Origin of the sequence: Pseudomonas avellanae BPIC 631, from assembly GCF_000444135.1 — a bacterium.
Classification (GTDB): domain Bacteria; phylum Pseudomonadota; class Gammaproteobacteria; order Pseudomonadales; family Pseudomonadaceae; genus Aquipseudomonas; species Aquipseudomonas avellanae.
In genome coordinates this window covers 1-25,570 of record NZ_ATDK01000247.1, presented here as the reverse complement: position 1 = coordinate 25,570, position 25,570 = coordinate 1, and the positions used below count along the sequence as shown (strand labels likewise).

Below are 25,570 nucleotides of genomic sequence, written 5' to 3'. Positions count from 1 at the left end.
TCCTTAATGCCGCTGGTTAATCAATAGATACAGAAAAAACGGTGTGCCCAGCACCGCGACAAAAATCCCTGCGGGCAGGTCCAGCGGCAGGAACAGCGTGCGTCCGGCCAGATCGGCGAGCATCACCAGGTTGGCACCGATCAGGGCGGCCATCAGTGCCTGACCGGTAAACCCTGGTGGCATCAGGCGCTTGGCAATGTGCGGCGCAATCAGCCCGACAAAGGCAATTGCCCCGCCCCAGGCGACCGCGAGACCGGCCAGCGCGACGCTCACCAGCAACAGACCGGCGCGCAACCATTGCACGCGCACGCCAATGCCCTGGGCCAGGTTGTCATCCAGTTGTTGCATGCGCACCTGGCGGGCGAGCAGCACCAGCAATGGCAGGGTCAGCAACAGCCAGCCGGCCAGGGCGCGAGGTTCCGGCCAACTGGCACCATACACGCTCCCGGTCAGCCAGACGTAGGCCGACAGGGTGGTGGTCAGTGGGCTGAACACCAGAATGAACGTGGTCACGGCCGCCAGCAGCGCCGACACCCCTACCCCGATCAACACCATACGCAAGGGCGAAGCGCCCTGATTCCAGGCCAGCAGGTAGATGACCAGCGCGGCGAGCCCGGCCCCGGTTATGGCCGCCAGCGGCAGAAACTGTGCGCCCAGTGCGGCCGAGAAAAATGACAGATAGAGCACCGCCGCCGCGCTGGCACCGCTGGTGATGCCCAAAAGGTCCGGCGAGGCCAAAGGGTTACGAATGATGCTTTGCAGAATCAACCCGGACACAGCCAATGCAGCACCCACCAGTACCGCCAGCGCCAGACGCGGCATGCGCAGTTGCTCGACGATGAACACCAGGCTGGCGTCCGCGTGCCCAGTCAACACGCTCATCAACGTCGCAGGCGACAGGTTGACCTTGCCCACCGCCAGCGAGCCCAGTGCCACCAGTACTGTGAGCGCCACTGCGACGCTCAGACGCATCAGCACCGCCAGGCTGAACTGCCGCGAGAAACCACGATAACGTAGCGTCAGGTGCTTATCCATAACGTGCCCCCCGACGAACCAGTGCGATGAAGAATGGCGCACCGAACAGCGCAGTCATGACGCCCACCGGGACTTCCTGAGGCAGGATCACCACGCGCGCCAGCGTATCGGCGAGCAGCAACAGCGTGGCGCCCAGCACCGCGCAGCCAGGCAGCAGCCAGCGATGATCGATGGACAGCGTCTTGCGCACCATATGCGGCACCAGCAGCCCGATGAAACCGATGCTGCCCGCCAACGCCACAGCGCTGCCGGCCAGAACGATGATCACCAGGCTCATCAGCAGGCGAATCAGCCCGGTCCGTTGGCCCAGCGCCGTGGCGATGGCTTCGCCGGTGTTAAGCACGTTGACCTGTCCGGCCAGCACCAGCGAACCGCCCAAAGCGAGTATCACGCACATCAGTAAAGGCGCTGCGGTAAGCAGATCACGCTCCGACAACGAACCGGCCAGCCAGAACAGCACGGTGTCCAGACCGTCCTGATTGACCACCAGCAACGCCTGACTGAAAGCGGTAAACAGCGCAGTGATCGCCGCGCCCGCCAACACGATACGTAACGGATTGAGACTGCCCTGCCCGCGGTTGCCGATCACCCAGACAATCGTGCCCGCCACTGCCGCACCGATGAAGGCGCACCACAGCCATTGGCTCATTGAGGTCAGGGCAAACAGCGACGAACAGGCGATGATGGCAAACGTCGCCCCGGCATTGATGCCGAACAGCCCCGGCGAGGCCAGCGGGTTACGTGTCAGGGCCTGCATCAGCGCACCGGCAACCGCAAGGCTGGAGCCCACGGCGACGGCCATCAAGGTGCGCGTCAGCCGGGTGTCGAGCAACACGTGCTGAACAGGATTCAACACGTCTGGCTGCCACAGGCTTGTAACGATTGCCGACGGCGAGATCCAGCTGGCGCCGGTGGCCAGGCTCAACCCCATACACGCCACCAGCATCAACAGTCCCATGCCCAGTTTCATGGCTACCGTCATGAGGCGCTGTCCGCCATCGCCACTTGGGTGATTTCATCGAGCATGCGGTTGGCACCCAGAATGCCACCCGACAGGCTCCAGGCAACCGCATCGACGCGCCACACCTGTTTGTCCTGAGGGGCGCGCAGCTGTTGCCAGAACGGGTGCTGGACCAGTTTGTCGTAGTTTTGCTGTGCGGCTTTGCTGTCCGCACGCTGGAAGATAAAAAACATGTCGGCATCGACCACAGGCAAACTCTCTTTGCTGCTGAGTTTAAGGGAAACGCCGGTTGCTTCGCGGGCAGCGGGTGTCCAGGCAAAGCCCAGCTCGCTAAGCACCGAGCCGGCGAAGCTGGCAGGCAGATAGCTGCGGATATGGTCCTCGCGAATGTCGAGCACTGACACGGTTATCGGCCAGCGCCCGGCGAATTTCGTCTGTAACTGACCGCGCAACGCGGTCACACGGCGCTGCCATTGGCCGAGCAGTTCCATGGCCTGCTGCTGACGGTTCATTGCCGCGCCCATCATCGCCAGCGTGCGCTTGAATTCAAACACCTCTTCGAGCATCAGCACGGTACTGATCTGTTCCAGCAGCGGCGCGATACGTTGATGGCGAAAGCGTGACGCGACAATCAGGTCCGGTTTGAGCAGCACGATGTCTTCAAGACTCGGCTGGGTTTCCAGGCCCACGTGCGGCACCGCTGCCAGCGCTGGGCGCAGGTAACGGTACATCGGTTTTTCGCTCCAGGAGTCCACCACACCGCACGGCGTCACCCCCAGTGCCACAGCGCTGTCAGACGCGCCCTGAAACAGGGTGACGATTCTCAAGGGCTCTGAGCGCAACGACGCTGCCCGGACAATGCCGGGCAGCGCCAGTAAGCCCAGCGACAGGCGCAATAGTGTGCGCCGCGAAGGATGCAGGGTTCGGTCAGGTGTCACGGCGCAACCTGTGGAACGGGTTGACCACCTGGCCTTTGCCAAACGGCATGCTGCCCGGCCCGCCAGCGCGCTCGATCATCGGCGTGAGCAGGAGTTTTTGTGGCCAGTTCGGTGCGTCGAACAATTGATGCCTGATCATGGCACGTGCCTCGTCGTCGAATTCGATGGTTGTGATGAGATTATCCAGAACATCGCGCAGCACAGTCCACAACGCTGTGACCGGCACCTGGTAAACCTGGGCCAGCGTATCCATGATTGCCCGCACATTGACCTGAATCCCCAGGGTCTGCAGCCAGAACAGCAGGTCCTCAGGGCGGTCATGATAAAGGGTATTGGCATGACCTTTCTTGATTCGATATTCCGGATCGCTCATGCCATTGCGTTCCAGCCACGGCACGAAGATACGCAGCGAGTCGTGGTCACGCAGCAGCAGCCCTTGCGCCTGACCGGCTTTCCAGACCATGACTGCATTCTGGCCGTGTACCTCGCCGAGCATGCCGAGGCGGAATATACGCAGGTTGATGTCGAAAAAGCTGTGGCTCAGCTCACGGAACAGAGTCAGCACCGAAGCCTGATTGCGCGGCAGGTCGCGGTACGCCATCCATTCATCGAAGAAATGCCGATTGCTGCCCGGCAACGGCGTACCCAGTGCAGCCATCGGCAGCAAACGGCAGTCCGGATCATCCAGCAAGGCCGAGGGGTACTGGCGCACCATCGCCGACAGGTGCCGTGGCGCTTCGTCAAACAGCGTGGCCTGCGGCGGCATGAACGCCCACCATTTGCCCTCGTCGCACAGGTGCAGCGAACGGCTCAGGGTTGGGTCTTTGCTTACTACCTCGCGCAGCAGTTTCTCGCTCAGCTCGCCGTTGATCATCTTGACCGCAGGCAGGTAACGCGACGCGCCGAGGGAATAGATCGCCATTGGCAGCTTGAGGTAGTCGGCGCTGTTGAAGCACGGCGTCATCGAACGCAGCGACGAGGTGGCATACACCGTGGCTGCGCTGAACGTCAGGCGCTGGCACTCGCCTTTGGCGAAAACGTCGCCCAGTTGCACGTCCAGCACATGCTCGAACTGCCAGGGGTGGACCGGCAGCGCCACGTGGCTGTCGGCAATGCCGCGCTGTTGCAGCTCCTGGTCGAGATCGGCTTGCAGGGTGCGCGGCAGCAGGTAACGCGCCGGGAAAGACGCATTCACGTCACCTACGCCGCCCCCGCATTGCAGCAGGGCCTTGTCGACGGCGACCCAGTTCAGCGCAACAGGTTGAGCGAACTCGGCCTGATACTGCAAATACTCCTGCTCGTTCAGACCCTGCTTGGCCTTGGCCAGCGGGTGATAAGGTCGATCACGCAACGACGCCCACTGTTCCATGGTGCGGAAGAACGTTGCACCGTCCTGGGCCATCAGGTGTTGATGGTCAACCCTGTGATCCAGCGACAGCGCGGTCTGCCAGACACTGATGCGCAGGACATCGAGAAACAGCGCGATGCCTTTTTCGTTTTCCTGGCGCTCGCTGCCCTGAAGCTGGGTTGCCTTGCCGGCAAACACCCATTTCATGAAGTCTTCCGGGGACAACTGCGTCCAGCGCTCGTCCTGACGGCCCAGCACCGGGCTGCCGGGCACCTTCTCCCATTGCTGGGTGATGCCGGGGCGCAACGCGATGCTGATGAAACGCTGCTCAGAGGCATCGCAGCACCATTCCCAGACCTGCTGCGCGGGGCTTTGCCCGGCCAGTTGCGGCGCCTGCGGGTGGCGCGATTGCCAGTGGGCAGTGTCCTGCAGGCTCAATGGCTCGCGGCCAAAAAAGTCTTCAGCCAGCAGGCAATCGACCAGATCCTGCATGACCAGGTCAGCGGCGAGTGAAGTGAAGTTCATCGGGTTATTTTCCTTCTGCTGAAATGTGGTTCAAACGGGCTTGCAGCGCACGAAAAGCGATACCGCGCTCATCCCCGAGAACAAAGGCGTTGACCCCGCGAGCCTGCCAACGGGCAGCGTCGCCGGGCTGCCGGGGGATGGTGCAATAGGCAACGCCTGCGGCCTGCGCGGCCTGCCAGGTGTCGGACAAGGCTTGTTGCACCTCGGGCTTATCGATCTGCCAGGGCATGCCCAATGACTGCGACAAATCGGCCGCACCTTCAAGAATCATGTCCAGCCCCGCTACCGACGCAATCTCGGCGGCGCGGCGCACGCCTTCGGCGCTTTCGATCATCGCCACGACCATGATTTGCTGATTGGCAGCCTCGACGTACTGCGCCAGGCTGTGTTTGCCGAACGAGCCGGGACGACCGGCATTCAGGCTGCGCCGCCCCAGCGGGTGGTACTTGCAGGCGGCAATGGCGTCTGCCAGTTGTTCGGGGCTCTCGATCATCGGCAAAACGATGCCCTGAGCGCCGCCATCAAGCAGGCGCAGCAGGGTTTTCGGGTTGAGATCGGCGACCCGCACCAGCGGCGTCAGGCCATAGCTCTCCGCCACGCGGATCATGTTTTCCACGGTTTCCGGGTTGATCAGCACGTGTTCCATGTCGATGATCACGAAGTCGAAACCGGCTTCGGCGATCAGTTCGATGGCGGCCGGGGCCGGAATCGAGCTGATCAGCCCGTATACCGGCTGGCCGCTGCCGAGCTTGCCCTTGAGCGTATTGGTCCTCAGCATTATTGCGGCCTGTAGGCATGCAGCGGGTTAGGCACCGAACGGAAGCGCCGCTCGCCGTCACCCAGCAGGCGGCGCTTGGTCAGTTCTTCTACTTCGTAGGTCGGCGCGAACACGTCGAACAGCCCGAAACGGTCACGGTGCTGCGGATGCGCCTGCTGGTAGTCGAGGATCACCTCAGCGGTCATCTGCCAGAACAACGCTTCGTCCAGTTGATACTGCTGACGCAGGAAAATCGCCATTTCCGCCAGGCAGATGAAGAAGAAACAGTCACAGGAGAAATCACGTACTGCGTTCACGTCATCGGTGATGATGAACGAGTTGCGGTTGAGTTTCGCGTGGCTTTCAGGCAACGGCACCAGCTCCGGACGCAGCTCTGGACGCCCCAAATGCGCGGGCGAATAACGCACGCCGTCATGGAAGTCCTTGAGCGCGATGCGCTGCGGCCAGCCCTGTTTGACGATCAGCACGATGTTCTGGCCATGGGACTCCATGCCGATGCCTTCGGCGTAGAGCATGTGAATGATCGGCGGCACGGTGACGCGCAACAGCTGACGGGTCCACTCCTTGAGGCCGTACTGGCTGATCCAGGCGTCTATGAACGGTGCCTGGTCGCCGTCGCTGTAACGATTTTCCACATGGCTCAGGCCGTTGAACGGCACCGCTTGTTCATCGTCCTTGAGGTACTGATGCAGGCTTTCGCGCCAGATCGCACCCAGCGTGCCGTAGGTCTGTGCTGAACGGGACTCGGGCAGGTGACGGTAGTCGTAACTGACCCCCGCCACTTCGCCGAGAATCACGAAGCCCAGCGCTTTGGCGGTGCTGTCGGTGGCAATCAGCTGGTGCAACCAGTCGGTGATGATCGGGCCGTTGAGCACCGTATGCCGCGCCAGAATCCGCGTGCTGGAGGTGTTGGTCATGCTCATCGCCAGCTTGACGTAAGGCCGCTTTGGCTGGCTGGCGTTGGCCAGCGTGCGGATCGATTGCTGCGCCTTGTATTGATCGGCCGAGGTGCCCAGATACACCAGCTCGCCGCTGGCCAGTTCCGGGTAGAAGGTCGACACCGTGACGTTGTCCCACTGCCACGGGTGCACCGGCATCAGCTGATAGTCGTCGATGGATTTGCCTCGTGCAGCAAGGGTGCCGGCAAATTCTTGCCAACGTTGTGCGCCCAGTTCCTCGCGAATGAACGCCTGCACATCCATGCTGCGCGAATGCCCGATCGAAGCACTCGACCTGGCGACCGCCAGCCAGACCACCGCGAAGGGCGTGGCAAACTCCGGCCCGTAGTTGCGGTTGTCGGCCAGGGAAAAGCCGATTCGCGACTTGTAGCACGGGTGGTAGCTATGGGCGTCCATGAAATGCTGCTCCAGCGCATCCACGTCCAGTTGGTGTGCGGGTTTGGCCGCTTGATAACCCTGATTGCGCGCTTGCAGGTCCTTGAGCTGGGTCTGTTCGATTTCTTGAATGAAGCGCGCCAGATGCGGGCTGTCCTTGAACGGCGCGAGCAGTTCGGTCAGCGCCAGATGCAGGTCCGGCGTCGAGCGCTGGCCCGCGCTGTCGAAGCGCTCAAGGCTGGCGTGGTCCAGGCGAATCAACTCGAAGCTGGTGCTGAGCAGGCCGTTGCAGCGGTATTCCACGCCATCACCCAGCGGCACGCTGAAACGGTGTAGATGCTCGCCCAGCGGCTCGCAACGGTAAGGCAGCGCAGCTTCGTACAGCAGGGTTTGCAGCAACTGTCCGATTACCCGGCGCTGTACTTTTTCGTAACCTGTGGTGTCGATATCAGCCAGCCAGTCACCGGTGGCCGTTGTGGGTGAAGCAGCGTGACGTTGCAGCGGTAAAGGGGTCGCCATGTTCATACCTCGAACGAAAAATTATCGGGATTGGACCGCGTCGGGCTGGGCCTCGGCGCGCTCGTCGTTAAGGGGGAAGCGCCACGCACAGGGCAGCGCCAGCAGGATCAGCACGCCGGTGACGATGAACACCTCGCTGATGGCCGACGGCGTGGCGAGCGGTCCTGCGCTATTGAGGCGAAATTCCAGCCAGAGTGAGGCGATGACAATGGCCAGCGACGCGACCAGACGGCGGGAGATGTTGTTCATCGCGGCGCCCTGCGTGACCATCGGTTCGGGCAAGGCATTGAGCCCTGCGGTGGTGACCGGCATGTAGGAAAGCCCTAGGCCCGCGCCGCGCACCATCATCAGTACGAACACCACGCCAATCGACGCATGGGCGCTGAGCATGCCCAGTGCCAGGGTTGAAAAACCGGTCAGCAACAGACCGATGGCGACCACGGTGCGCGGGCCGTGACGGTCCAGCGCCTTGCCGCCCCACTGCCCGAACAGGCTGGCGAACGCAGCGGTGCACAGCAGCGCCAGGCCAGTCCAGATGGGGTTGTAACCGAGCACGGTCTGAACCAGCAGCGGCAACAGCACCAGGCACTCGAACATGCCCACCGATTGCACCACGGCAATGATCACGCTCAAACGGTAACCGCGCAGGTTGAACAGGCGCAGATTGAGCAGCGGCGCTTCACGGCGCAGTTCCACCCGCACAAAAGCGATCAGGCAGGCCACGGCGACCAGCACCATGCCCTGATTGAACGGATCGAGCAGCGCTTGGGCGTGATGCATGCGGCTGATGGCGATCATCAACAGGCCAATGCCCGACGCAATCAGCAGGTAGCCGATCAGGTCGAACGGCTTGCGTTCGGCAGGCTCCGAGTCCGGCAGTACGCCGATGCCCAGCAGCAAGGCCAGCAAGCCGATGGGCACGTTCATGAGGAACAGCGAGCGCCAGCTGAACCACTCCAGCAACAGGCTGCCGCACAGCGGGCCCAGCGCCGGAGCGAGCATTACCGCTGCGCTCCACAACCCGGTCACCCTGCCCCGTTCGTGCTTTTCGTAGACCGAGAAGATGATCGCCAGCGACAGCGGAATCATCAGCCCGCTGGCCACACCCTGCACTACGCGCGCAGTGATCACCAAGGCGATGGAATTGGCCATCGCGCCCAGCAACGAGCCGCCGACGAACAGCGCCACACCCCATAGGTACAGGCGTTTGCGGCCGATCCGCTGACTGAGAAAGCTGGTCAGCGGCATGGTCATGCCCATGCTGGTCATGAAGCCTGCGACGATCCAGGTGGCAAGCAACGGGCCGATCTGAAACGCCTCCATGAACGTCGGCAGCGCCGGGTTGAGCGAACTGTTGCTCAGGCTGACCGTCAGCGTGCCGAGCAGCACGTTGATCACCACCCAACTGCGTGGAACGTTCACACTCATTGGCTGACCCGTTCGCCGTTGCGCACAAAGTGCTGTGGCGGTCTGGGATGGCACAGAAAGTCGGCGTGCGAGATGTTGTAGCCATAGGCGCCCGCCATCGGCAGGACCAGCAGGTCGCCAATGTTCACGCCGCTGAAGGGCTGGCGACGGCTCAGCACGTCTTTGGGCGTACACAACTGGCCGACAACGGTGTACGCCTGTTCAGACGACGCAGCGGTCGGTGGCACGCTCGGCAAGTGGATAACCGGATGATCATGGCTCTGCGCAACCGGCAGGCGGAACTGGTGCGTACCGCCCCGGCAGACCAGAAAATGCTCACCGTGACTGGTTTTGCGGTCCAGCACCTCGATCACGTAATAGCCGCAATACGCACTGATGAAGCGTCCCGGCTCGAAACGCAGGATCGGCGCGTCAGGCTGCTCGCCCAAGCGTTTTTCCAGGTAGCGACACAGGCGCTGCCAGTCGAATTGTTGGCTGTTCAGGTAATCGACGCCAATGCCGCCGCCGACGTTGAAATGAGTCAGTTGCTCGGGGTGACGCGCCAGCGCTTTCCATGCCTGCCAGCGTTGCAGGTAGAAATCCAGCAGCTGCTCGTGGCGCTCGACCGACATCTGGTGTGACATGGCGTGTACATGGAACCCCTTGAGCGTCAGGTGCGTGGCGCTGTCCACAAGGCGCACGGCTTCGGCCAGATCCGCTTCGTCGATGCCGAACGGGGTCGCGGTCCCGGCCATCGCCAGCCTGCTCGATTGTGCTGCCGGTAGCTGTGGATTGATGCGGATGAACACCGGCTGCACGCGCCCTGTTTGTTCAGCCAGATGCTGCAGACGCTGGATCTCGTTGAGGCTTTCCAGGTGAACGGCTTCGACCTTGTTGAGCAGCGCCGAGCGCAGGTCCGAGTCGAGTTTGCCGGGGCCGGAAAACACGTAGGGCTTGCGCGTCGGGCAGGCCATGACCCGCTCGATCTCGCCGCCTGAGGAAATTTCGAAACCGCTGACCAGAGGGGCCAGGGTCTCAAGCATCAACGCTTCGCTGTTGGCCTTGATTGCGTAATACAGCTCCACGCCAGCCGGTAGCGCCGCCATGACTTCGCTGACATGCTGCTGCAGTGCGTCCAGGTCGTAGATGAACGCTGCCAGCGGGTCGCGTTCGAGCGCGCGGGCCTCGTGGATGGCGCCCAGTACGGTTTCAGGCAGCTTATGCATAACGAGCCTCCGTGCTCCACGGGGACGCCAGGCGTACATAATTGGCCTCACGGTCGGCCTTGGCGGCCAGACGCACCTTGAGGTTGGTCTTGCAGGCAATCGACTGGCCGGCAATCAGTGCGTCCAGCTCCGGCGCAGGCAGCACCAGTTCGTCGCGGATACGCTGCAACTGCTGCTCGACCTTTTGCCACATCAACGGTGCCAGATGCGGCCGCTCCCAGCTCAGGGCCAGCACAGCTTCGGACAGGTTGTTGATCAGCAGGCAATAGGTGATGCGGTTCCAGCCTTGCTCGCGGGTGTAGAGCAACGACTGGCGAATGCGCGGGTGCAGGCCGACCTGAATCGCCTTGATGCCCAGCTCTTCGGTCAGCTTGACGCCTTCGAAGTCGCGCAACAGCAACTGCTGCGGCTGGCCGTTATCGTGAATCAGCACGGCGTTCTGCAGGTGTGGCTCCATCACCACGCCATGATTGAAGAACAACGCCATGACCGGACGCAGCAGCAGTGCCTGATACGCGTCGAACCAGCTCAGCAGGTGTTCGTCTTCAAGCTCGCCGCCGTTGAAGCGCTCGAGGAAGTCATGCACCAGCGGCCGGGAACGCAAATCGCGCGCAAACAGCGTGCCTGCCATCACACTGGAATCAGCGCCGGAACGACGGCAGAAGTTCTCGCGCAGAATGGCGCCGGTCTGCTCGCGGAACCAGTGGCCGTCGCTCTCGCTGGCGCCTTTGGGCGCCCAGCTCATGGAGCCGGGTTCAGCCACAGTGGACAGCCCGCCCAGGGTTTGTGGGCGTGTCTGCTGCAAGCGTTGAAACAACTCGTCGATGATCAGCGTGCTTTCCAGCTCGTACCAGGCGTTTTTCCTGACGCAGTTGGTAATGCGCACATTCAGCGAGCCCTTGATGAAATAGTCGTGGCCCTCGATGTACCAGGTGCGCATTGAGGCTGTCGGGCTGGCCAGCGGGCCGCTGGTGCCCAGGTCGGCGATCTCGCCCAGTTCGATGAGCCGCTGCACGCGACGATCCTGCATGAACAGTTGCGCCTGCACCGGATGCATGCAGACCAGTGCGTGGTCCGGGCGAGCCCGTGACTGGTCGGCGAAGCCGGCCATGACCTGCGCTTCGCTCAAGCCATTGGCGGTAATGCGCAGCCCGTCCAGCGGCACTTCAAACAGGTGCAGCGCGGTCTGCGCCTGAAACTCCGGCGCATAGGTTTCCTGAGCCAGATGCGCAGGCCACAGACGCGCCTTGGGGGCCGGATGATTGGGATGGCCGAACCACAAACCCTGTTCGCTGGCCAGATAGCCGCTCAGCGGCGCCGGGTGCTGGCCAGTCATGTTGTGCGCCACGATGGCAGCGGTCAGGTGCTGGCTTTGCAGAACCTGATCCAGCAGTTCGTCGTTGCTGGCGCGGGTCATGTGCTCACACGCCGTCAGCAACTGCTGGGCAAATTCGGCAAAAGCCAGGCAGCGCCAGGTGCTGTTGCCGTTGCGTGCGTAAACATCGGACAGGTAGCGATGGCTGCCCAGACGGTCGCGGCGGTCCACCAGCACGAAAAACTGCTGCTGGTTGGGCAGGCTGATGGTCAGCGGGATGCCCTTCCATTGGCCGCCGTCCACGAAACTGCCAGGGGCAATACCCTGCATGCCTTCGGGCCAGGTGTAATGCAGGCAGTTCTCGGGCAGTGCGAACTCTTTGATCAGGCAGTTGAGTAACGCACGAGTGGTTGCCAGCTCGCTCACCATGTTTGATAAAACGGTGCGGTCGGTATTAGTCATGTCTGCTCCACAATCGCTTTACGCTGACTGTTTAAGTGACGCCGTACTTGAAGGGCATCGCAACTTGGGTGACGCTGCAACAACGGATGAGGCATCGATTGCCGCACAATAACGCTACAGTCGGTACAGGCTTGCACATCGGCAGGATGCCGTTGACGGTCAATTTAATAAGCGCAATGAACGCGCAGCGTTATTTACGCACTTGAGACAGCGCACCTTTCAGGGCTTCTTCAAAACGCTGGATAACCAGTTGGCATTGTTCTTCGGTAATGATCAGCGGCGGCAAGAGCCGGATCACATTGCCATTTCGGCCGCCGCGCTCAAGCAACAGGCCCTGTTTGAAACAGTGCTGTTGAATGGCCACCGCCAGTTCCGGGTCCATCGGGAAGCTGCCAAGACGGTCCGCCGGTTGGCGCTCATCGACAATCTCGATGCCCAGCATCAACCCGCGCCCACGCACCTGGCCCATGGCCGGGTAACGCTGCTGCAAGAGACCGAGCTGTTCCCTGAGCCATTGCCCGCGCTTGGCAGCCTGGGCGGGCAGGTTCTGGCGTTGCAGCACCTCAAGGGTGGCAAGACCTGTTGCCATCGCCATCTGATTGCCACGGAAGGTGCCGGCGTGATTGCCCGGCGACCAGGCGTCGAACTCGCGTTTGAAGCCGAGGACCGCCAGTGGCAAGCCGCCACCGACCGCCTTGGACATCACAATAACGTCGGGTTCGATGCCGGCGTGCTCGAAGGCAAACATCTTGCCGGTGCGGCCAAAACCGGCCTGCACTTCATCGAGAATCAGCAGGATGCCGTGTTTGCGGGTCACTTCGCGAATCTGCTGCAACCACGCAGCCGGCGCAGGATTGACACCGCCCTCGCCCTGCACGGCCTCGAGGATCACCGCCGCTGGCAGCGACACGCCGCTTTCGACGTCTTCGATGAACTGCGTGAAGTAGTAACTCAGCGCCTCGGCCCCTGCCTCGCCGCCAATGCCCAGCGGGCAACGGTATTCATGCGGGTACGGCAGGAACTGCACGCCAGGCATCAGGTTGGCGACGGCATTTTTCGGCGCGGTGTTGCCGGTCAGCGCCAGGGCGCCGTGGGTCATGCCGTGGTAAGCGCCGGAAAAGCTGATGATGTTATGGCGACCGGTGGCAGTCTTGGCCAGCTTGATGGCGGCTTCGACCGCATCGGCACCGGACGGGCCGCAGAACTGCAGGCAGTAATCGCGCCCTTGCCCTGGCAACAGGCCAAGCAGGGTTTCACTGAAGGCGTCCTTGACCGCGGTGGTCAGGTCCAGCGTGTGCATCGGCATTCCCGAGGTCAGGAAGCTGTCGAGGCTGGCCATGATTGCTTCATGGTTGTGCCCCAATGCCAACGTTCCCGCCCCGGCCAGGCAATCGAGGTAGGTGGTGCCTTCTACATCGGTTACCCATACGCCGTGCGCCTTGGCAATAGCCAGTGGCAACTTGCGCGGGTAACTTCTTACATTGGATTCAAACTTGCTTTGCCTGTCCAGATAATTGGCATTGGTTTTCTGGGACGTAGTAGAGTGCAATAAGCCATCATTCAACATCTGTTAACCCTCGCTAAATTCTGGATGCAAATTATTATCATTTCCTGAAAAGTGCAACCCGTTGTTTCGAAAAATAAGATGAAATTTAAATGAAGGTAATGTCTTCTTTTTTATAAATAACCAGGCACGCGAACATACCGCTGTTCAGGTCGGTATTGTTTAACTTGACAGCATCAATGTGGATGCTTTTTATGAATATTCAAGCTATTGAAAGAGGCCATTGGAATAACGGCCGCTTTGCAACAGTGAATTAATTGATCAGCTTATAACGCAATTTGATTATCGCTCATCAATACCGGCCCTTCCCTGGGCCGCTGGTTTGACTCAGAAACCGATGGTTGCCGAAAGCAGGTAGGTTCTCGGCGTTGACAGGGTCAGACCTGGCTCGCTGTCATCCGACGCTCCGGCCGAACTCCAATAGTACTTGTTCATCACGTTTTCGACGTTGGCCCGCAGCGTGATGTCCTTCTGATCGACCTTGAACGCATATCGCGCGCCCACGTCGAACCGTTCGGAGGAATCAATGCTTTTGCTGTTGGCCTGGTCCAGGTACTGCGAACTGGTATAAATACCGCGCCCGGTCAGGGTCAGGCCGTTGACGCCTGGCACATCCCATTCTGCGCCCAGGTTGACGTTGTACTCGGGAGTGGCCGGTGCGCGGTTGCCATCGAACGTGCCGTTGACGGCGTTGGTCAGCTCGCTGTCGATGTACATCACCCCGCCCAGCAGGCGGAAGCCCTGAACAGGTTCGCCGAACATGGTCAACTCGACACCGTCGTTGCGGCGCTTGCCATTCGGGCCAAAGACCCGCGATGCGGTATTGGTCTCGTACGCAGGCTGCTTGATACGGAACACCGCAGCGGTAAAGGCGAACGACCCCAGGTCATACTTGGCCCCGACCTCGACCTGACGGCTGACGAACGGCGGGAATATCTGGTCCTCGTTAATCGAAGTCGACGGCGCGATCTTGCCCTGGCTCAGGCCTTCCATGTAGTTGGCGTACACCGAGAAATCGTCGGTCACCTTGTACAGAATGCCGCCGGATGGCGAGATTTTTTCCTCGTCGTAAGCGGTGTCGCCTTTGACATCATCGGTCCAGTCATCGACCTTGACCCGCTGCCAGCGTGCGCCCAGTGTCAGCAGCAGGCGGTCATCGAAGAACCCCAGGGTGTCAGACAGCGCCAGGGCGGTGAAGCGGTTTTCGGTGTAGACCTTGGCGTCCTGACGGGTCGGGTTGCTGGGTGTCGGCGTATCGACCGGGTTGAACAGGTTGCTCGGCGCTGCCGCATAGCGCGCGCCGCCGTTTTCGAAGTCCATGTAGAACGAGCTGGCGGCCAGATTGACTTCGTGGCTCACCGGCCCGGTATTGAACCAGTTGCGCACCCCGAAGGTGGCCGTACGGACATTTTCGTCACGGGTGAAGTCACGCGGCAGGACGCTGAAGTCACCTGCATTGTTGGTCACTGATACTGCATGGCGAAGAAACTCGTGGTTACTTTTACGCACGCCGACGCCGCCGTACAGCATCACCGAGTCGCTGACGTCGTACTCGGCGTTGACCGCGCCGAAGGTGTCCCGGGTGCGGGCTTTGCTCCAGGACTGCGCGTAGTTGTCGCGCACCTTGTTGGCGTTGGGCACTATTGCGTTTGCACCAATCTGCACGCGCTCCTGCGGGGCGTCGGTGTCGCGTTCGGTGTGACCGATGTCGGTAGACAGACGCAAGCGCTCACCACGGAAATCCAGACCCAGCACAGCCATGTCACGATCAACGCTCTGGTGATCCCATTCGGTGTCGCCAGACTGCTTCACGCCGTTGAAACGAATGCCGAACTTGTCGTCTTCACCGAAGCGCCGGCCGATATCAATGGCGGCACCCGCCTGCCCCTTGGAGGCATAGCTGGTGGTGAGTTCGGTAATGGGTTTGTCGGTTGCGCGCTTGGGCACCACGTTGATGCCACCGCCAACACTGCCGCGTGGCGAAATGCCGTTGATCAACTGGCTCGGTCCTTTGAGGATGTCGACCCGTTCGGCCATTTCCATGTCGATCGTGTAGGTGGGCAGGATGCCATACAGGCCGTTGTAGGAAACGTCACTGTTGAACAGGCTGAAACCGCGAATGGTGAACTGTTCGTACCGGCCGCCTGCCGGGTTGGTGGCCCGCACTGAAGGGTCGCTGGCAACCAGATCACCCAATGTGCGTGCTTGCTGGTTCTTCACCGCGTCCTTGGTGTAGGTGGTCATGCTGAACGGCGTTTCCATGAAGTCCCGCGAGCCCAGCAGGCCCTGCGAACCCTTGCGTGCCACCTGACCGCCGGCATATTCCTGGCCGTCGGTAGAACCGCTGTCACCCACAATGGAGGTGGGCGCGAGTTGCAGGCCAGCGCCTTGCGGGGCCGGGACCAGTGTGTAGGCCTGCTCCCCGACGGGCACCAATTGCAGGCCAGATCCTTGCAGCAGGCGTGCAAAACCTTCCTCAACCGCAAAGTCGCCGTTCAAACCGGCACTGTTACGACCGTTCACCAATGCAGGGTCTACCGACAGGTTAACGCCAGCCTGACCTGCAAAGCGGGTCAGCGCGGCGCTCAAGCTACCGGCTGGCACTTCGTAGGCACGTTTGCCCGAGGTTTCGGCCCAACTGGTAGAAGCAAAAAAAGGGCTGGAACTCAATGTCAGCAACAGGCTGAACTGCAACAGCGGACGCAAACGGTAGGGAGACACTGCGGGCATGGTAAGGAAGCTCTCGTATTTTGTTCACTTACCTGAAATGACAAGCGAGACAAAAAAAAGGGACAGGCTTCACGCGTTATTTTTTACAGCGCTGTTTTTTCGAGGGGTCAGCGTGACCCAGTAGCGGGTACGCATCTGCACTTCGACCGGCAGGCTGGCAGCCAGCAGCGAGAGTACGCGGTCGGTGTTGTCGATCTGGAAACTGCCGGTCACCCGCAAGGTTTCCAGCGCTGGCTCCCAGCGCAGCAGGCCCGGGCGATAGCGGCCAAGTTCACGCAGAAAGTCGCCCAATGGCTGGTTCTGCGCCGTCAACACGCCGTCGCGCCAGCCGGGCAACAGCGCGTCGAAGGCCCTGACAGGCCCTGCTCCGCTTTGCTGCAGGCTGATCTGCTGTAGCGCTTTGAGGGTCAGTTCAGGCCCTTGCGAGGGCTGAATCCGCACCGCACCGCTGACCACTGAAACCCGGCATTCGGTTTCATTGAGGCGCACGCATACTTCGCTTTGACTGACGAGGATGCGGCCATACGGCCCGTCGATGGTCAAGGGCGCACGGCCCGGCACTTTAAGTGCGATCTCCCCGCGCACCAGCGTAATCAGCCGGGCACCGAGGTCGACATTCACGGCAGTGTCGGTGTTTAACTGTAGGGTGCTGCCGTCGGCCAGCGAAACACGCGTGTGCTCGCCAATCGAGGTGTGCAGGTCGGCACGCCAGACATCCAGCGGCAACTGCCGCCCCAGCAACCAGACCGCCGGCACCAGCGTCACCGCACCCAGGGCACGTTTGATCGCTGTGCGCCGCGCCTTGTCGGGGCGGTCCAGGGTGGCCATGGCCAGGTGAGTGGGCAGGCCGAAGAAGCGCTGCTGCAGTTGTTGCGCCTTTTGCCAGGCCCGCTCGTTGCTGGCGGAGCTGTCGCGCCAGTGCTGGAGCATGGCGTGATCTTCCTCGCTGGCCCCGCCGGATTCCAGCAGGGCCAGCCATTGGGCTGCCCGGCGTACGACCTCGCGTTCTTCGCTCGAAGGTGCCGAGCGAATCACCAGTCCACCAGCAGGCAGTGCTCGTAGGCTTGCGCCATGTAGCGTTTGACGGTGCGTTCGGACACTTCCAGGCGCTCGGCGATGTCGCGATACCCCAGCCCTTCGAGCTGACTCCAGAGAAATGCGCGGCGTACTGCTGGCGACAGGCCGTCGAGCAACTCGTCCAGTGCCTGCAGGGTTTCGAGCAGCAGCCAGCGCTGCTCGGGCGACGGCACACTGTCTTCAGGCAACTGCGCCAGCGCTTCCAGGTAAGCCTGCTCAAGACTGCGGCGGGTGTAGAAGTTGCTGAGCAGGCGTTTGCCCACGGTCAGCAAATACGCGCGCGGCTCCTGCATGTCGGCAATCTGCTGCGAGCTGGACAACACGCGCAGAAACGTATCCTGGCTAAGGTCCGCAGCATCCCAGGCATTGCCCATGCGCCTACGCAGCCAGCTTTCGAGCCAGCCGTGATGATCACGGTAGAGAGCATGTAGGGTTTGCTGAGGTAGCGTCGCTGCGTCAATCATGACAAGAGCCTTGAGCGATGGGTGCGCCAAATGAGACTGATTCTAATTAGTGTTATATCCCGAGTCCACGCTCTTTTTTTATAAAACGCCCATTGCCATTGCTTAAAACAGGCGTCATTGAGCCGCAACGCATTGATTTGCGGCGCGTGTGGAGGATCTGTCGAGTCGACAAAATGAGTACACCCACGCTGAGATTTGTGCCAATGACGTTTCATTCATGACACAAACGGGTGATCAGGACAGCGCAAGCTGCTGCTGACGGACCTGCAACTCGGTCATCGGGCTGCGACCGGCCAGCATCCATGCATGCCGACCATCGCTCCAGTGAACCACGTTCAGGCCATGACGCACTTCTTGCGCCGGGGGGCTGGCGGGCTGTGACGATTTTACAAAACACAGCGCCAATGGCTGTTGCCGATCGTCCAGGTAAACCAGTTGGGCAATCAGGTCATTGTCATACCGCAAGACCTGCGCCCGGCGCAGGCTGGCACCCTCGATACCGACCCGCTCAGGTGTCAAGGCAACGCCCAGTTGCTCGCCGACCCGGGCCAGTTGCTCCGTCTGACGAGGTGACCCTTCTTCCAGGCCGTCCAGCGTCTGCGCGGTGTAAAGCGCCATGTACTGGGCCACCGAGCCGCGCCAGTTGCCTTCGTCTACCCAGCGCGAGGCTTGCCAGCCCCGCCAGACACGATCCCCCAGCACCCCGGCAACCAGACACGCCGCCGCCCCGGCCAGCAGGCGTCGGCGTGACCATTGCGAGCTTGGCGGCCTGACCGCCTCGGGCGCTGGCAATGCGCCAAGCATCGCCTGCAGGTGCGCGGTAGGCGCAGCATCCAGCAGCGGCGCAAAGCCCTCGGGTAAGCCTGCGCAGCCCTGCTCGAGAAAAGCCAGCCGCTCGGCAATGGCCGGTTCGCGCTCACGCAGTGCCTCGATGCGCGCAGCATCAGCGGCGCTCAATTCGCCGTCGAGAAAAGCCACCAGCGTCAGGTCGGACGGGATTTCGAAGGGTGAATGCGGGCTCATCGTTGACCACCTGACTGCTGTGTCGCGGGATTCATGGTTTGCGCCAGACGGATTCGAGCCGCCGCCAGACGGCTCATCACAGTGCCCATGGGGATTTGCTGAATGTCCGAGATTTCCCGGTAGCTGAGGCCTTCTACATACGCCAGAAAAACGCTTTCGCGCAGCGCTTCGGGCAAATCCTGCACCCGGCGCATCACCTGACTGGCGAGAATCTGGCTTTCGACGGCCTGGCTTTCATCGGTAGACGAAAGGTCGTCGCTGTCGACAAACCCCTGGCCCTTGCGAACCTGCTGCGAACGAACTTCGTTGAGCCAGATGGAATGCAGGATCGAAAACAGCCAGCGATCCAGTCGAGTGCCGGGTTGATAATGCCCTGCCCGTTCCAGCGCGCGTACGCAGGTGGCCTGCACCAGATCGTCTGCTACGTGCCGTTGTCGCGACAACACCCAGCCATAGCGCCAAAGCCTGGTCAGGCAGGGGCTCAAACCCTGCCGTACAGTGTCGATGCTATAGGGTTCAGGAGGCTCGGTCGGCACGAATGAAAATCCTCGGGGGCAGGTCAGTTTTCGCCGGGCATGCAGAATATGCCACTCCGGGCAAAACTATCGGTTTTCGGGAAACATGCGCAGCAAGACGCCGTCCTTGAGCCACCAGTGATGCACCAGCGCCACGCAGGCGTGCAGCCCGGAAAGAATGATCAGCGCCCAGGCGACATTTTCATGCAGGCCACCCAGCGTGTGTTTGCAGTCCGGGTTCGGTGCCATGAGCGCCGGCACTGCAAACAGCCCGAAAAAATCGAAAGATTCACCCTGAGCCCAGCGGAACATGAAGCCCAACACGATCTGAGCCAGCAGCAGCGCGTACAGCAAACCGTGCCCGGCTTTTGCGGCGAGGCCGGCCATGCCCTGGTGACTGGCCAGACGGCGGCCACGGGTCAGACGCCAGAGCAGGCGGCCGACGATTGCGGCGGTGAGCAGAATGCCCAAAGAGATATGCAGGCCCTGAAGGTTGTGCCGAAGAGGCGTGCCTTTGGCCAGAAACGACCAGATTTGTGCAGTGGCGAACAACGTGACGACCAGTACTGCGGTCGCCCAGTGAAAGAACATGGTCGCCAGGTCATAGCGCGGGCCGTTGCTGGCAGAGGGTTGGATGGCGTTCATCAGGTGTTTCTCTCGACTGGACTGGATAAGAACTATCAGTGAACACCTGAGCATCGGACTTTATTCGCACTGCCTGAAAATAATGATGCCTTGGCGAAACACCCTCACGTGCCCCCGGCCAATTCGCCAAGCGCGGCACGATCCAGATGCCGTTCCACCCTGTCCTGATTGATCAACAGCGCCCTGTCGCACAGATGGGCAACCGTGTTCATGTCATGGCTGACCAGAATCATGGTCATGCCGGTATCGCGGCGCAGTACTTGCAAAAGGTTGAGTATTTCCGCTTGAACGGTCATGTCCAGCGCCGAAGTGGGTTCATCCAGCAGGAGCAATTTGGGGTTCAATTGCAGCGCACGGACAATAGCGACCCGCTGGCGCTGGCCGCCGGACAACTGATGCGGGTAGCGGTCAAGAATGCTGCCCGGCAAGCCCACTTGCTCTACAGAAGCAATCAGGCTGGCTTCGTCGAAAGGCAGGCCGTTGATTTGCCGTGGCTCACGCAGGCTGCGACGAATCCGGTGCAGTGGATGCAATGAAGCATAAGGGTCCTGGAACACCATCTGCACTTGCTGGCGCAACGCCCCGGTGAACGCTTTCTGCGCGTTGAGCGGCTGGCCCAACACCTGCACCTCGCCCTGCCAGTCACGCTGGAGCCCGGCGAGCACCCGCAACAGGGTTGATTTACCCGAGCCAGAACCGCCGATCAGGCCGAAGCACTCGCCAGCCTTGATCTGCAATCCGTCCATTTCCAGCGCATTGAAATGGCTTAGCCCGCGTTTGAACGTGACCGTCAAGCGGTTGATATCCACCGCGCTCATGGCAGCTCCTCGATCAGGTTGCGGTCCAGAGTGGGCAGCGAGTGGCCATAGGTGCGCGCCGATGGCTGACAGCTCCACAAGGTTCTGGTGTACAGATTGCTGGCGGTGGCCAGTTCGGCTGCGTGGCAGCGGTCGACGATTTGGCCCCGGTACATCACCAGTGCGCGGTCGCAATAACGCGCCACCAGCGGCAAATCATGGCTGATCAGCAGCAAGCCCATGTTGCGTTGCTCAACCAGCCCCAGAATCAGCTCCAGAATCTGATCACGCAGGCCGCTGTCGATTGCCGACGTGGGTTCGTCGGCAATCAACAAGCGCGGATCATTGATCAGCATGGCTGCCAGCATGACCCGTTGCCCCATGCCTCCCGACAGTTCGTGGGGGTAGCTGTGGTAAAGCGCCAGCGGGTTGGGCAGACCCACCGCTTCCAGCATGTCGAGCACTTTCTCGCGACGCTCGCGGCGTCCCAGCCGGGTGTGCAACACCAGCGCTTCTTCAACCTGCGTGCCGACCTTGAGCACCGGGTTGAGCGAATACTTCGGGTCCTGCAGCACCAGCGACAAACGAGTGCCGCGCAGGCTCTGCCATTGCTTTGCGGTCAAACTACGCAAGTCATCGCCTGCCAGGCTCATCTGCTCGGCAGTCACCTGACCCGGGCTTGCCACAAGGCCCAGCAGCGCACGTGCGGTGAGTGACTTGCCGGAGCCGGACTCGCCCACCAGCGCCACCTTTTCCGTGCCCACGCTGAAGTCGATGCCCTTGACCACCTCGATCAGTTCCGAACCTGGGCCTGGAAAACCGATCCGCAAACCTTTTACATTCAACAGCGGTTGTTCATCAGCCATGACGGGGGTCCAGTACATCGCGCAGACCGTCGCCCAGCAGATTGAAAGACAGGCTCGTCAGCAATATCGCGATACCCGGCGCAGCGGCGACCCACCACTGATCGAAGATGACCCGGCTGCCATCGGCGACCATCGAGCCCCACTCAGCGGTCGGCGGTTCGACGCCCAGGCCGAGAAACCCGAGGCCGGCAGCGGCCAGAATGATGCCGCCCAGGTTCAGCGCCACACGCACAATGACTGACGGCAGGCACAGCGGTAGCACGTGGCCAATCAGCAGGCGCATGCCGCGTATGCCTTGCAGGTGCGCCGCAGCCAGATAATCACTGTTACGCAGCACGCTGGTTTCCGCACGGGCCTGCCGTGCGTACGCAGGCCATGCGGTCAAAGACAGGGCCAGCGCGCCATTGAGCAGGCCTGGGCCGAGAATCGCCACGAACGCCAGGGCCATGACCAACTGCGGAAAGGCCATGATCACATCGGTCAGGCGCATCAGGATTCGCTCCGCCCAACCGCCGTAAAAACCGGCAGTCACCCCAATCAGCACACCGATGGGCAAGGTCAGCAGCAATACCAGAGACACCAGCAGCAAGGTTGGCCGTGTGCCATACAGCAACCGGGTAAACAGATCCCGACCAAACGCATCGGTGCCCAGCCAGTGAGCTGCCGACGGTGGCAGCAAACGCTCCTGAATGTTTTGCGCATTCGGATCAAAACCGCTCAGCAACGGCGCAAACAACGCCACCAGCAGCAATACGCCAATGATCGACGCGCCTGCCAGCAATGCAGGTGAGCGACGCCACCCGCTGCGCGCCAGAACGCTGTCGAACGCGATGGAAACACTCATGACACACTCCGCGTACGTGGATCGATCATGCCTGCCAGGACATCGGCTATCCCGTTGATCACCACAAAGCACAGGCCAATCAGCAGCGTGCTGCCGAGAATGGCGGGCACGTCACCGGCAAACAACGCGGTGGTCAGATAGCGGCCGATACCGGGCCAGGCAAAGACTGTTTCGGTAAGAATGGAACCTTCCAGCAGGGCGGCATAAGACAGCGCAACGACGATGACCAGTGTTCCGGCGACATTCGGCAAGACATGACGCAACAACACGCGACCGCGCCCGGCACCTTTGGCCAGCGCAGTCACCACGTACTCTTTGCCCATCTCGCCCAGCAATGCAGAGCGTGTCATCCGGCAAATGCCGGCCATGGAATAAAACGCCAGCACCAGAACCGGCAGGACCAGATGGCCAAACGCATTGGCCAGCGCGCCCGAGTCGCCGGAGCGCCAGGTGTCCCACAGCATCAAGCCGCTGGGAAATTCCAGGGTATACAGATACACATCGTCCAGCCGCCCGGGGCCGCCCGCCCATTGCAGCCTGGCGTAGAACAACAGCAGCATCAGCAAACCGAGCCAGAATATCGGCACCGAATAACCGACCAGCGAAAACAGCCTGACCAGACCATCGACCCAGCCACCCGGTCGCCCCGCCGCCAGCAACCCGAGTGACAAACCCAAGCTGCTGCCGAGCAGAATCGCCAGTGTGGCAAGCTCAAGCGTGGCAGGCAGCGCACGGCTCAACCCTTCCAGCACGGGCTGCCCGGACGTAATGGAAACACCCAGATCGCCCTGTCGCAGGTTGTTCAGGTAATGACCAAAGCGCGACGGCCACGGCTGATCAAGCCCCAGATCGCTGCGTACCTGAGCCAGCGACGACTCGCTGGCGTGGTCCCCGGCAATCCGCAGCGCCGGATCGACCGGCGACAAGGTGGTCAGCAGGAACGTGAACAACAGCAAGCCGAACAGCGTGACCGCCAGCGACAACACCCCGCTGACGGCCACTTTCATTCTGCGTGACGCCCCTGCCCTCACTTGCTTTTGCTCACCTGATCGAAATACGGCAGAGAAACAGTGATGTTCTGCAGCACGCCTTCTACGCCGTCATGCACCGCCACCTGATTCTGACCTTGTAATGCCACGACAAAGGGCGAGCTTTCCTGCACGGTTTTTTGCAAATGGGTATACAGGGCAACACGTTTTTGCGGGTCACCTTCGGCTGCAGCGGCGCGGGTTTCCTGGCTCAGTTGCGGGATATCCCACTGAGTACGCCAGGCAATGGTTTTCGGCCCGTTGGCGACGTTATACGTGAAGGCGCTGGCGTTGGAGTGAGGGTCCAGATAATCCATCCCCCAGTAGGTGAAGATCAGCTGAAAGTCACGGGCGCGCATTTTCGCCAGCACCTCGCTTTCCACCAGCGGACGCACTGAAATCTCTATGCCGGCCTTCGCAAAACTGGCTTGCAGCGCCTGAGCGATGTCGGTGTAAGGAGGCTGATTGAACACATTGAGTTCGATTTTCGTGCCTTCGGCGATACCGCCGGCCTTCAAGGCCGCTTTGGCCTTATCGACGTCCAGCTTGAACGGCTTGTCGCTCAATGAGCCTGAAACACCGGCCGGAAGAAACGCTTGATGAACGCTGTACTGGTTTTTCAACAGGTCTTTGGAGAGGCCTTGGTAATCAACCAGCCAACGGGCCGCCTCCCAGAACGCCGGGTTCTTCAGTGCCGGCACCTGCGTGTTGCCACTGTTGATGGCCAGGTAATAAATCATTGATGACGGGAAGCGTTGCACGCTGACGCCCTTCTGCTTCTCCAGCGCACTGAACTGGTCTGCGCCCAGATCAAACGCCAGGTCTGCATCGCCCTGCACCACCAGCAGACGTCGGGTCGCCGGGTCAGTGACATTCTTGAGAATCACCGTCTTCAACTTGGGGGCTTTGGCTGCATGAGGGTTGGCCTGAAGCACCAGAGCCTCGTGCGGCACGTAAGTGCGCAGCGCGTAAGAACCTGTGCCCGCCGAATGGTTTTTCAGCCAGCCGTTCCCCAGGTCGCCGCCTTGCGCATGTTTGCCGACCTCTACCCCGTCAACAATGAAACCCACCGGCGTCGCGGACAGAATGCTCAAGGCAAAGGAACTGCCTACCGCCGCTGGCCAGGAAATCTTCACGTGCGTGTCATCCACGCGGGTCAGGAAACTGTCGACGTTTTCTGCCGTCCAGCCCAACTCACCGAGGATGAAAGCCGGGGATTTGTTCAGTTTGACCACGCGGCTCAACGAGTAAATGACGTCGTCGGGACGGACCCCGTTGCCCGAGGCAAATTTGGCCCCGTTACGCAGTTCGAATACCAGGCTCTTGTCGTCATCACCCGCCTTCCAGCTGGATGCCAACGCAGGGACCAGGACAGAGGGGTTCTGCCGATCCGGTTCAAGCAGGCGCTGGTAGATATTGGCCAGGGTATTGGTCGCGGTAATTTCAAAACTTTCGGCAGGATCGAGGCTGGCAATGTCATCGATCGAACGCGCCACCACCAGCGTATCCGGGGGCGTCGCTGCCCAGGCTGAACCGCTGAGTGTGATTGCAATTGCCAGAGCCGTCAGTCGCCGCATCGTGAATTCCCTTATGAGCTTGAGTTATGGGAAGCGACGATATATCGCATTTGCGAATATAAAAAAGACTGTTTCGTCATTAACTTAGAACGTTTTTGGGGGGGATTGTGGGATTGCATAAGGCAGGCGACGGAGGTGAATAAGGCACTTTTGCCGGGGAATGCAGCGTCGTTGCGGCTTGGGGAGGAATGCGCAAGAGTTTGCGCAATCAACGCTCACGCTAGATCGCCCAAGCGCTTGCGAGCCTCGTTTCACGGCGTGTTGAGGCGTTACGCAACATCGCGTAAACGCACGCAGAATCTTGCGCAGGTTTTAGTGGTTTTCGACTGAGAAAAAATTGTCTCGCTCTTATTTTTCATCAAGTGATTGATTTATATAGATAAATAATACTTGGCATTGTTCTTGTTATCTCTCACGTCATTCAGCGGGCGCAACTGCCCGCTTTTGCGGAGATATTTCGGCATGCTCGCGTCGGCCAACCAGTCCCGTTTCAGCCTGAGCCTTGACGGCATCGATCACCGATGCCAGAACAAGGAATTCGCACAATGACCGCCGGCAGGCTGAGCGATGGTCCTTCCTGCGAAATGGACAA

Annotated in this window: 21 protein-coding genes; all 21 read right to left on the bottom strand. The window is 60.9% G+C overall.

Going from position 1 to position 25,570, the window contains the following annotated elements:
• Window positions 1-3: 3 nt before the first annotated feature.
• Entirely contained in the window at window positions 4-1,035 is a 1,032-nt protein-coding gene (locus DW49_RS0113895; protein WP_024420300.1) for a FecCD family ABC transporter permease, read from the bottom strand.
• Window positions 1,028-2,017 (bottom strand): FecCD family ABC transporter permease, encoded by a 990-nt coding sequence (locus DW49_RS0113890; protein WP_024420299.1) that lies wholly within the window; start codon window positions 2,015-2,017, stop codon window positions 1,028-1,030. The genes DW49_RS0113895 and DW49_RS0113890 overlap by 8 nt, the downstream gene beginning before the upstream one ends.
• Window positions 2,014-2,934: an ABC transporter substrate-binding protein gene (locus DW49_RS0113885; RefSeq protein ID WP_024421288.1), complete on the bottom strand. Its 921-nt coding sequence runs from the start codon at window positions 2,932-2,934 to the stop codon at window positions 2,014-2,016. The genes DW49_RS0113890 and DW49_RS0113885 overlap by 4 nt, the downstream gene beginning before the upstream one ends.
• Window positions 2,924-4,807 (bottom strand): IucA/IucC family protein, encoded by a 1,884-nt coding sequence (locus DW49_RS0113880; RefSeq protein ID WP_005617671.1) that lies wholly within the window; start codon window positions 4,805-4,807, stop codon window positions 2,924-2,926. The genes DW49_RS0113885 and DW49_RS0113880 overlap by 11 nt, the downstream gene beginning before the upstream one ends.
• Window positions 4,808-4,811: 4 nt before the next feature.
• On the bottom strand, window positions 4,812-5,585 hold the full coding sequence (locus DW49_RS0113875; protein WP_024420298.1) for an HpcH/HpaI aldolase family protein: 774 nt from the start codon (window positions 5,583-5,585) through the stop codon (window positions 4,812-4,814).
• Window positions 5,585-7,438, bottom strand: a complete 1,854-nt coding sequence (locus tag DW49_RS0113870) for an IucA/IucC family protein (RefSeq protein WP_005617669.1) — start codon at window positions 7,436-7,438, stop codon at window positions 5,585-5,587. Before DW49_RS0113870 ends, DW49_RS0113875 begins: the two co-directional genes overlap by 1 nt.
• A gap of 21 nt (window positions 7,439-7,459) precedes the next feature.
• On the bottom strand, window positions 7,460-8,866 hold the full coding sequence (locus DW49_RS0113865) for a DHA2 family efflux MFS transporter permease subunit (protein WP_005617668.1): 1,407 nt from the start codon (window positions 8,864-8,866) through the stop codon (window positions 7,460-7,462).
• Window positions 8,863-10,071, bottom strand: coding sequence for a type III PLP-dependent enzyme (locus DW49_RS0113860; RefSeq protein ID WP_005617667.1), 1,209 nt, complete (start codon window positions 10,069-10,071; stop codon window positions 8,863-8,865). The genes DW49_RS0113865 and DW49_RS0113860 overlap by 4 nt, the downstream gene beginning before the upstream one ends.
• On the bottom strand, window positions 10,064-11,848 hold the full coding sequence (locus DW49_RS0113855; RefSeq protein WP_005617666.1) for an IucA/IucC family protein: 1,785 nt from the start codon (window positions 11,846-11,848) through the stop codon (window positions 10,064-10,066). The genes DW49_RS0113860 and DW49_RS0113855 overlap by 8 nt, the downstream gene beginning before the upstream one ends.
• Window positions 11,849-12,038: 190 nt before the next feature.
• Window positions 12,039-13,415: a diaminobutyrate--2-oxoglutarate transaminase gene (locus DW49_RS0113850; RefSeq protein ID WP_003382174.1), complete on the bottom strand. Its 1,377-nt coding sequence runs from the start codon at window positions 13,413-13,415 to the stop codon at window positions 12,039-12,041.
• Window positions 13,416-13,739: 324 nt separating this feature from the next.
• On the bottom strand, window positions 13,740-16,142 hold the full coding sequence (locus DW49_RS0113845; RefSeq protein ID WP_024421287.1) for a TonB-dependent receptor: 2,403 nt from the start codon (window positions 16,140-16,142) through the stop codon (window positions 13,740-13,742).
• 69 nt (window positions 16,143-16,211) lie between these two features.
• On the bottom strand, window positions 16,212-17,177 hold the full coding sequence (locus tag DW49_RS0113840) for a FecR domain-containing protein (protein WP_005617660.1): 966 nt from the start codon (window positions 17,175-17,177) through the stop codon (window positions 16,212-16,214).
• Complete coding sequence (locus tag DW49_RS0113835; protein ID WP_005617659.1) at window positions 17,174-17,683, bottom strand: sigma-70 family RNA polymerase sigma factor; 510 nt, start codon at window positions 17,681-17,683, stop codon at window positions 17,174-17,176. Before DW49_RS0113835 ends, DW49_RS0113840 begins: the two co-directional genes overlap by 4 nt.
• A 234-nt stretch (window positions 17,684-17,917) precedes the next feature.
• A complete protein-coding gene (locus DW49_RS0113830; RefSeq protein WP_005740241.1) occupies window positions 17,918-18,706 on the bottom strand; it encodes an anti-sigma factor family protein in 789 nt (262 codons plus the stop codon).
• Window positions 18,703-19,242 carry an RNA polymerase sigma factor gene (locus DW49_RS0113825; RefSeq protein ID WP_024420295.1) on the bottom strand — a complete coding sequence of 180 codons (540 nt, stop codon included), beginning with the start codon at window positions 19,240-19,242 and terminating at the stop codon, window positions 18,703-18,705. Before DW49_RS0113825 ends, DW49_RS0113830 begins: the two co-directional genes overlap by 4 nt.
• A 66-nt stretch (window positions 19,243-19,308) precedes the next feature.
• Window positions 19,309-19,866, bottom strand: coding sequence for a cytochrome b (locus DW49_RS0113820; RefSeq protein ID WP_005617654.1), 558 nt, complete (start codon window positions 19,864-19,866; stop codon window positions 19,309-19,311).
• Window positions 19,867-19,970: 104 nt separating this feature from the next.
• The gene (locus tag DW49_RS0113815) at window positions 19,971-20,612 is read right to left on the bottom strand and encodes an ABC transporter ATP-binding protein (RefSeq protein ID WP_475276227.1); all 642 of its coding nucleotides are present in this window, start codon (window positions 20,610-20,612) and stop codon (window positions 19,971-19,973) included.
• Window positions 20,613-20,680: 68 nt separating this feature from the next.
• On the bottom strand, window positions 20,681-21,529 hold the full coding sequence (locus DW49_RS0113810) for an ABC transporter ATP-binding protein (protein ID WP_005617651.1): 849 nt from the start codon (window positions 21,527-21,529) through the stop codon (window positions 20,681-20,683).
• Window positions 21,522-22,373 (bottom strand): ABC transporter permease, encoded by an 852-nt coding sequence (locus DW49_RS0113805; protein ID WP_005617649.1) that lies wholly within the window; start codon window positions 22,371-22,373, stop codon window positions 21,522-21,524. Before DW49_RS0113805 ends, DW49_RS0113810 begins: the two co-directional genes overlap by 8 nt.
• The gene (locus tag DW49_RS0113800; RefSeq protein WP_005617648.1) at window positions 22,370-23,380 is read right to left on the bottom strand and encodes an ABC transporter permease; all 1,011 of its coding nucleotides are present in this window, start codon (window positions 23,378-23,380) and stop codon (window positions 22,370-22,372) included. Before DW49_RS0113800 ends, DW49_RS0113805 begins: the two co-directional genes overlap by 4 nt.
• Window positions 23,381-23,400: 20 nt before the next feature.
• The gene (locus tag DW49_RS0113795) at window positions 23,401-24,978 is read right to left on the bottom strand and encodes an ABC transporter substrate-binding protein (protein WP_005617646.1); all 1,578 of its coding nucleotides are present in this window, start codon (window positions 24,976-24,978) and stop codon (window positions 23,401-23,403) included.
• Window positions 24,979-25,570: the final 592 nt, after the last annotated feature.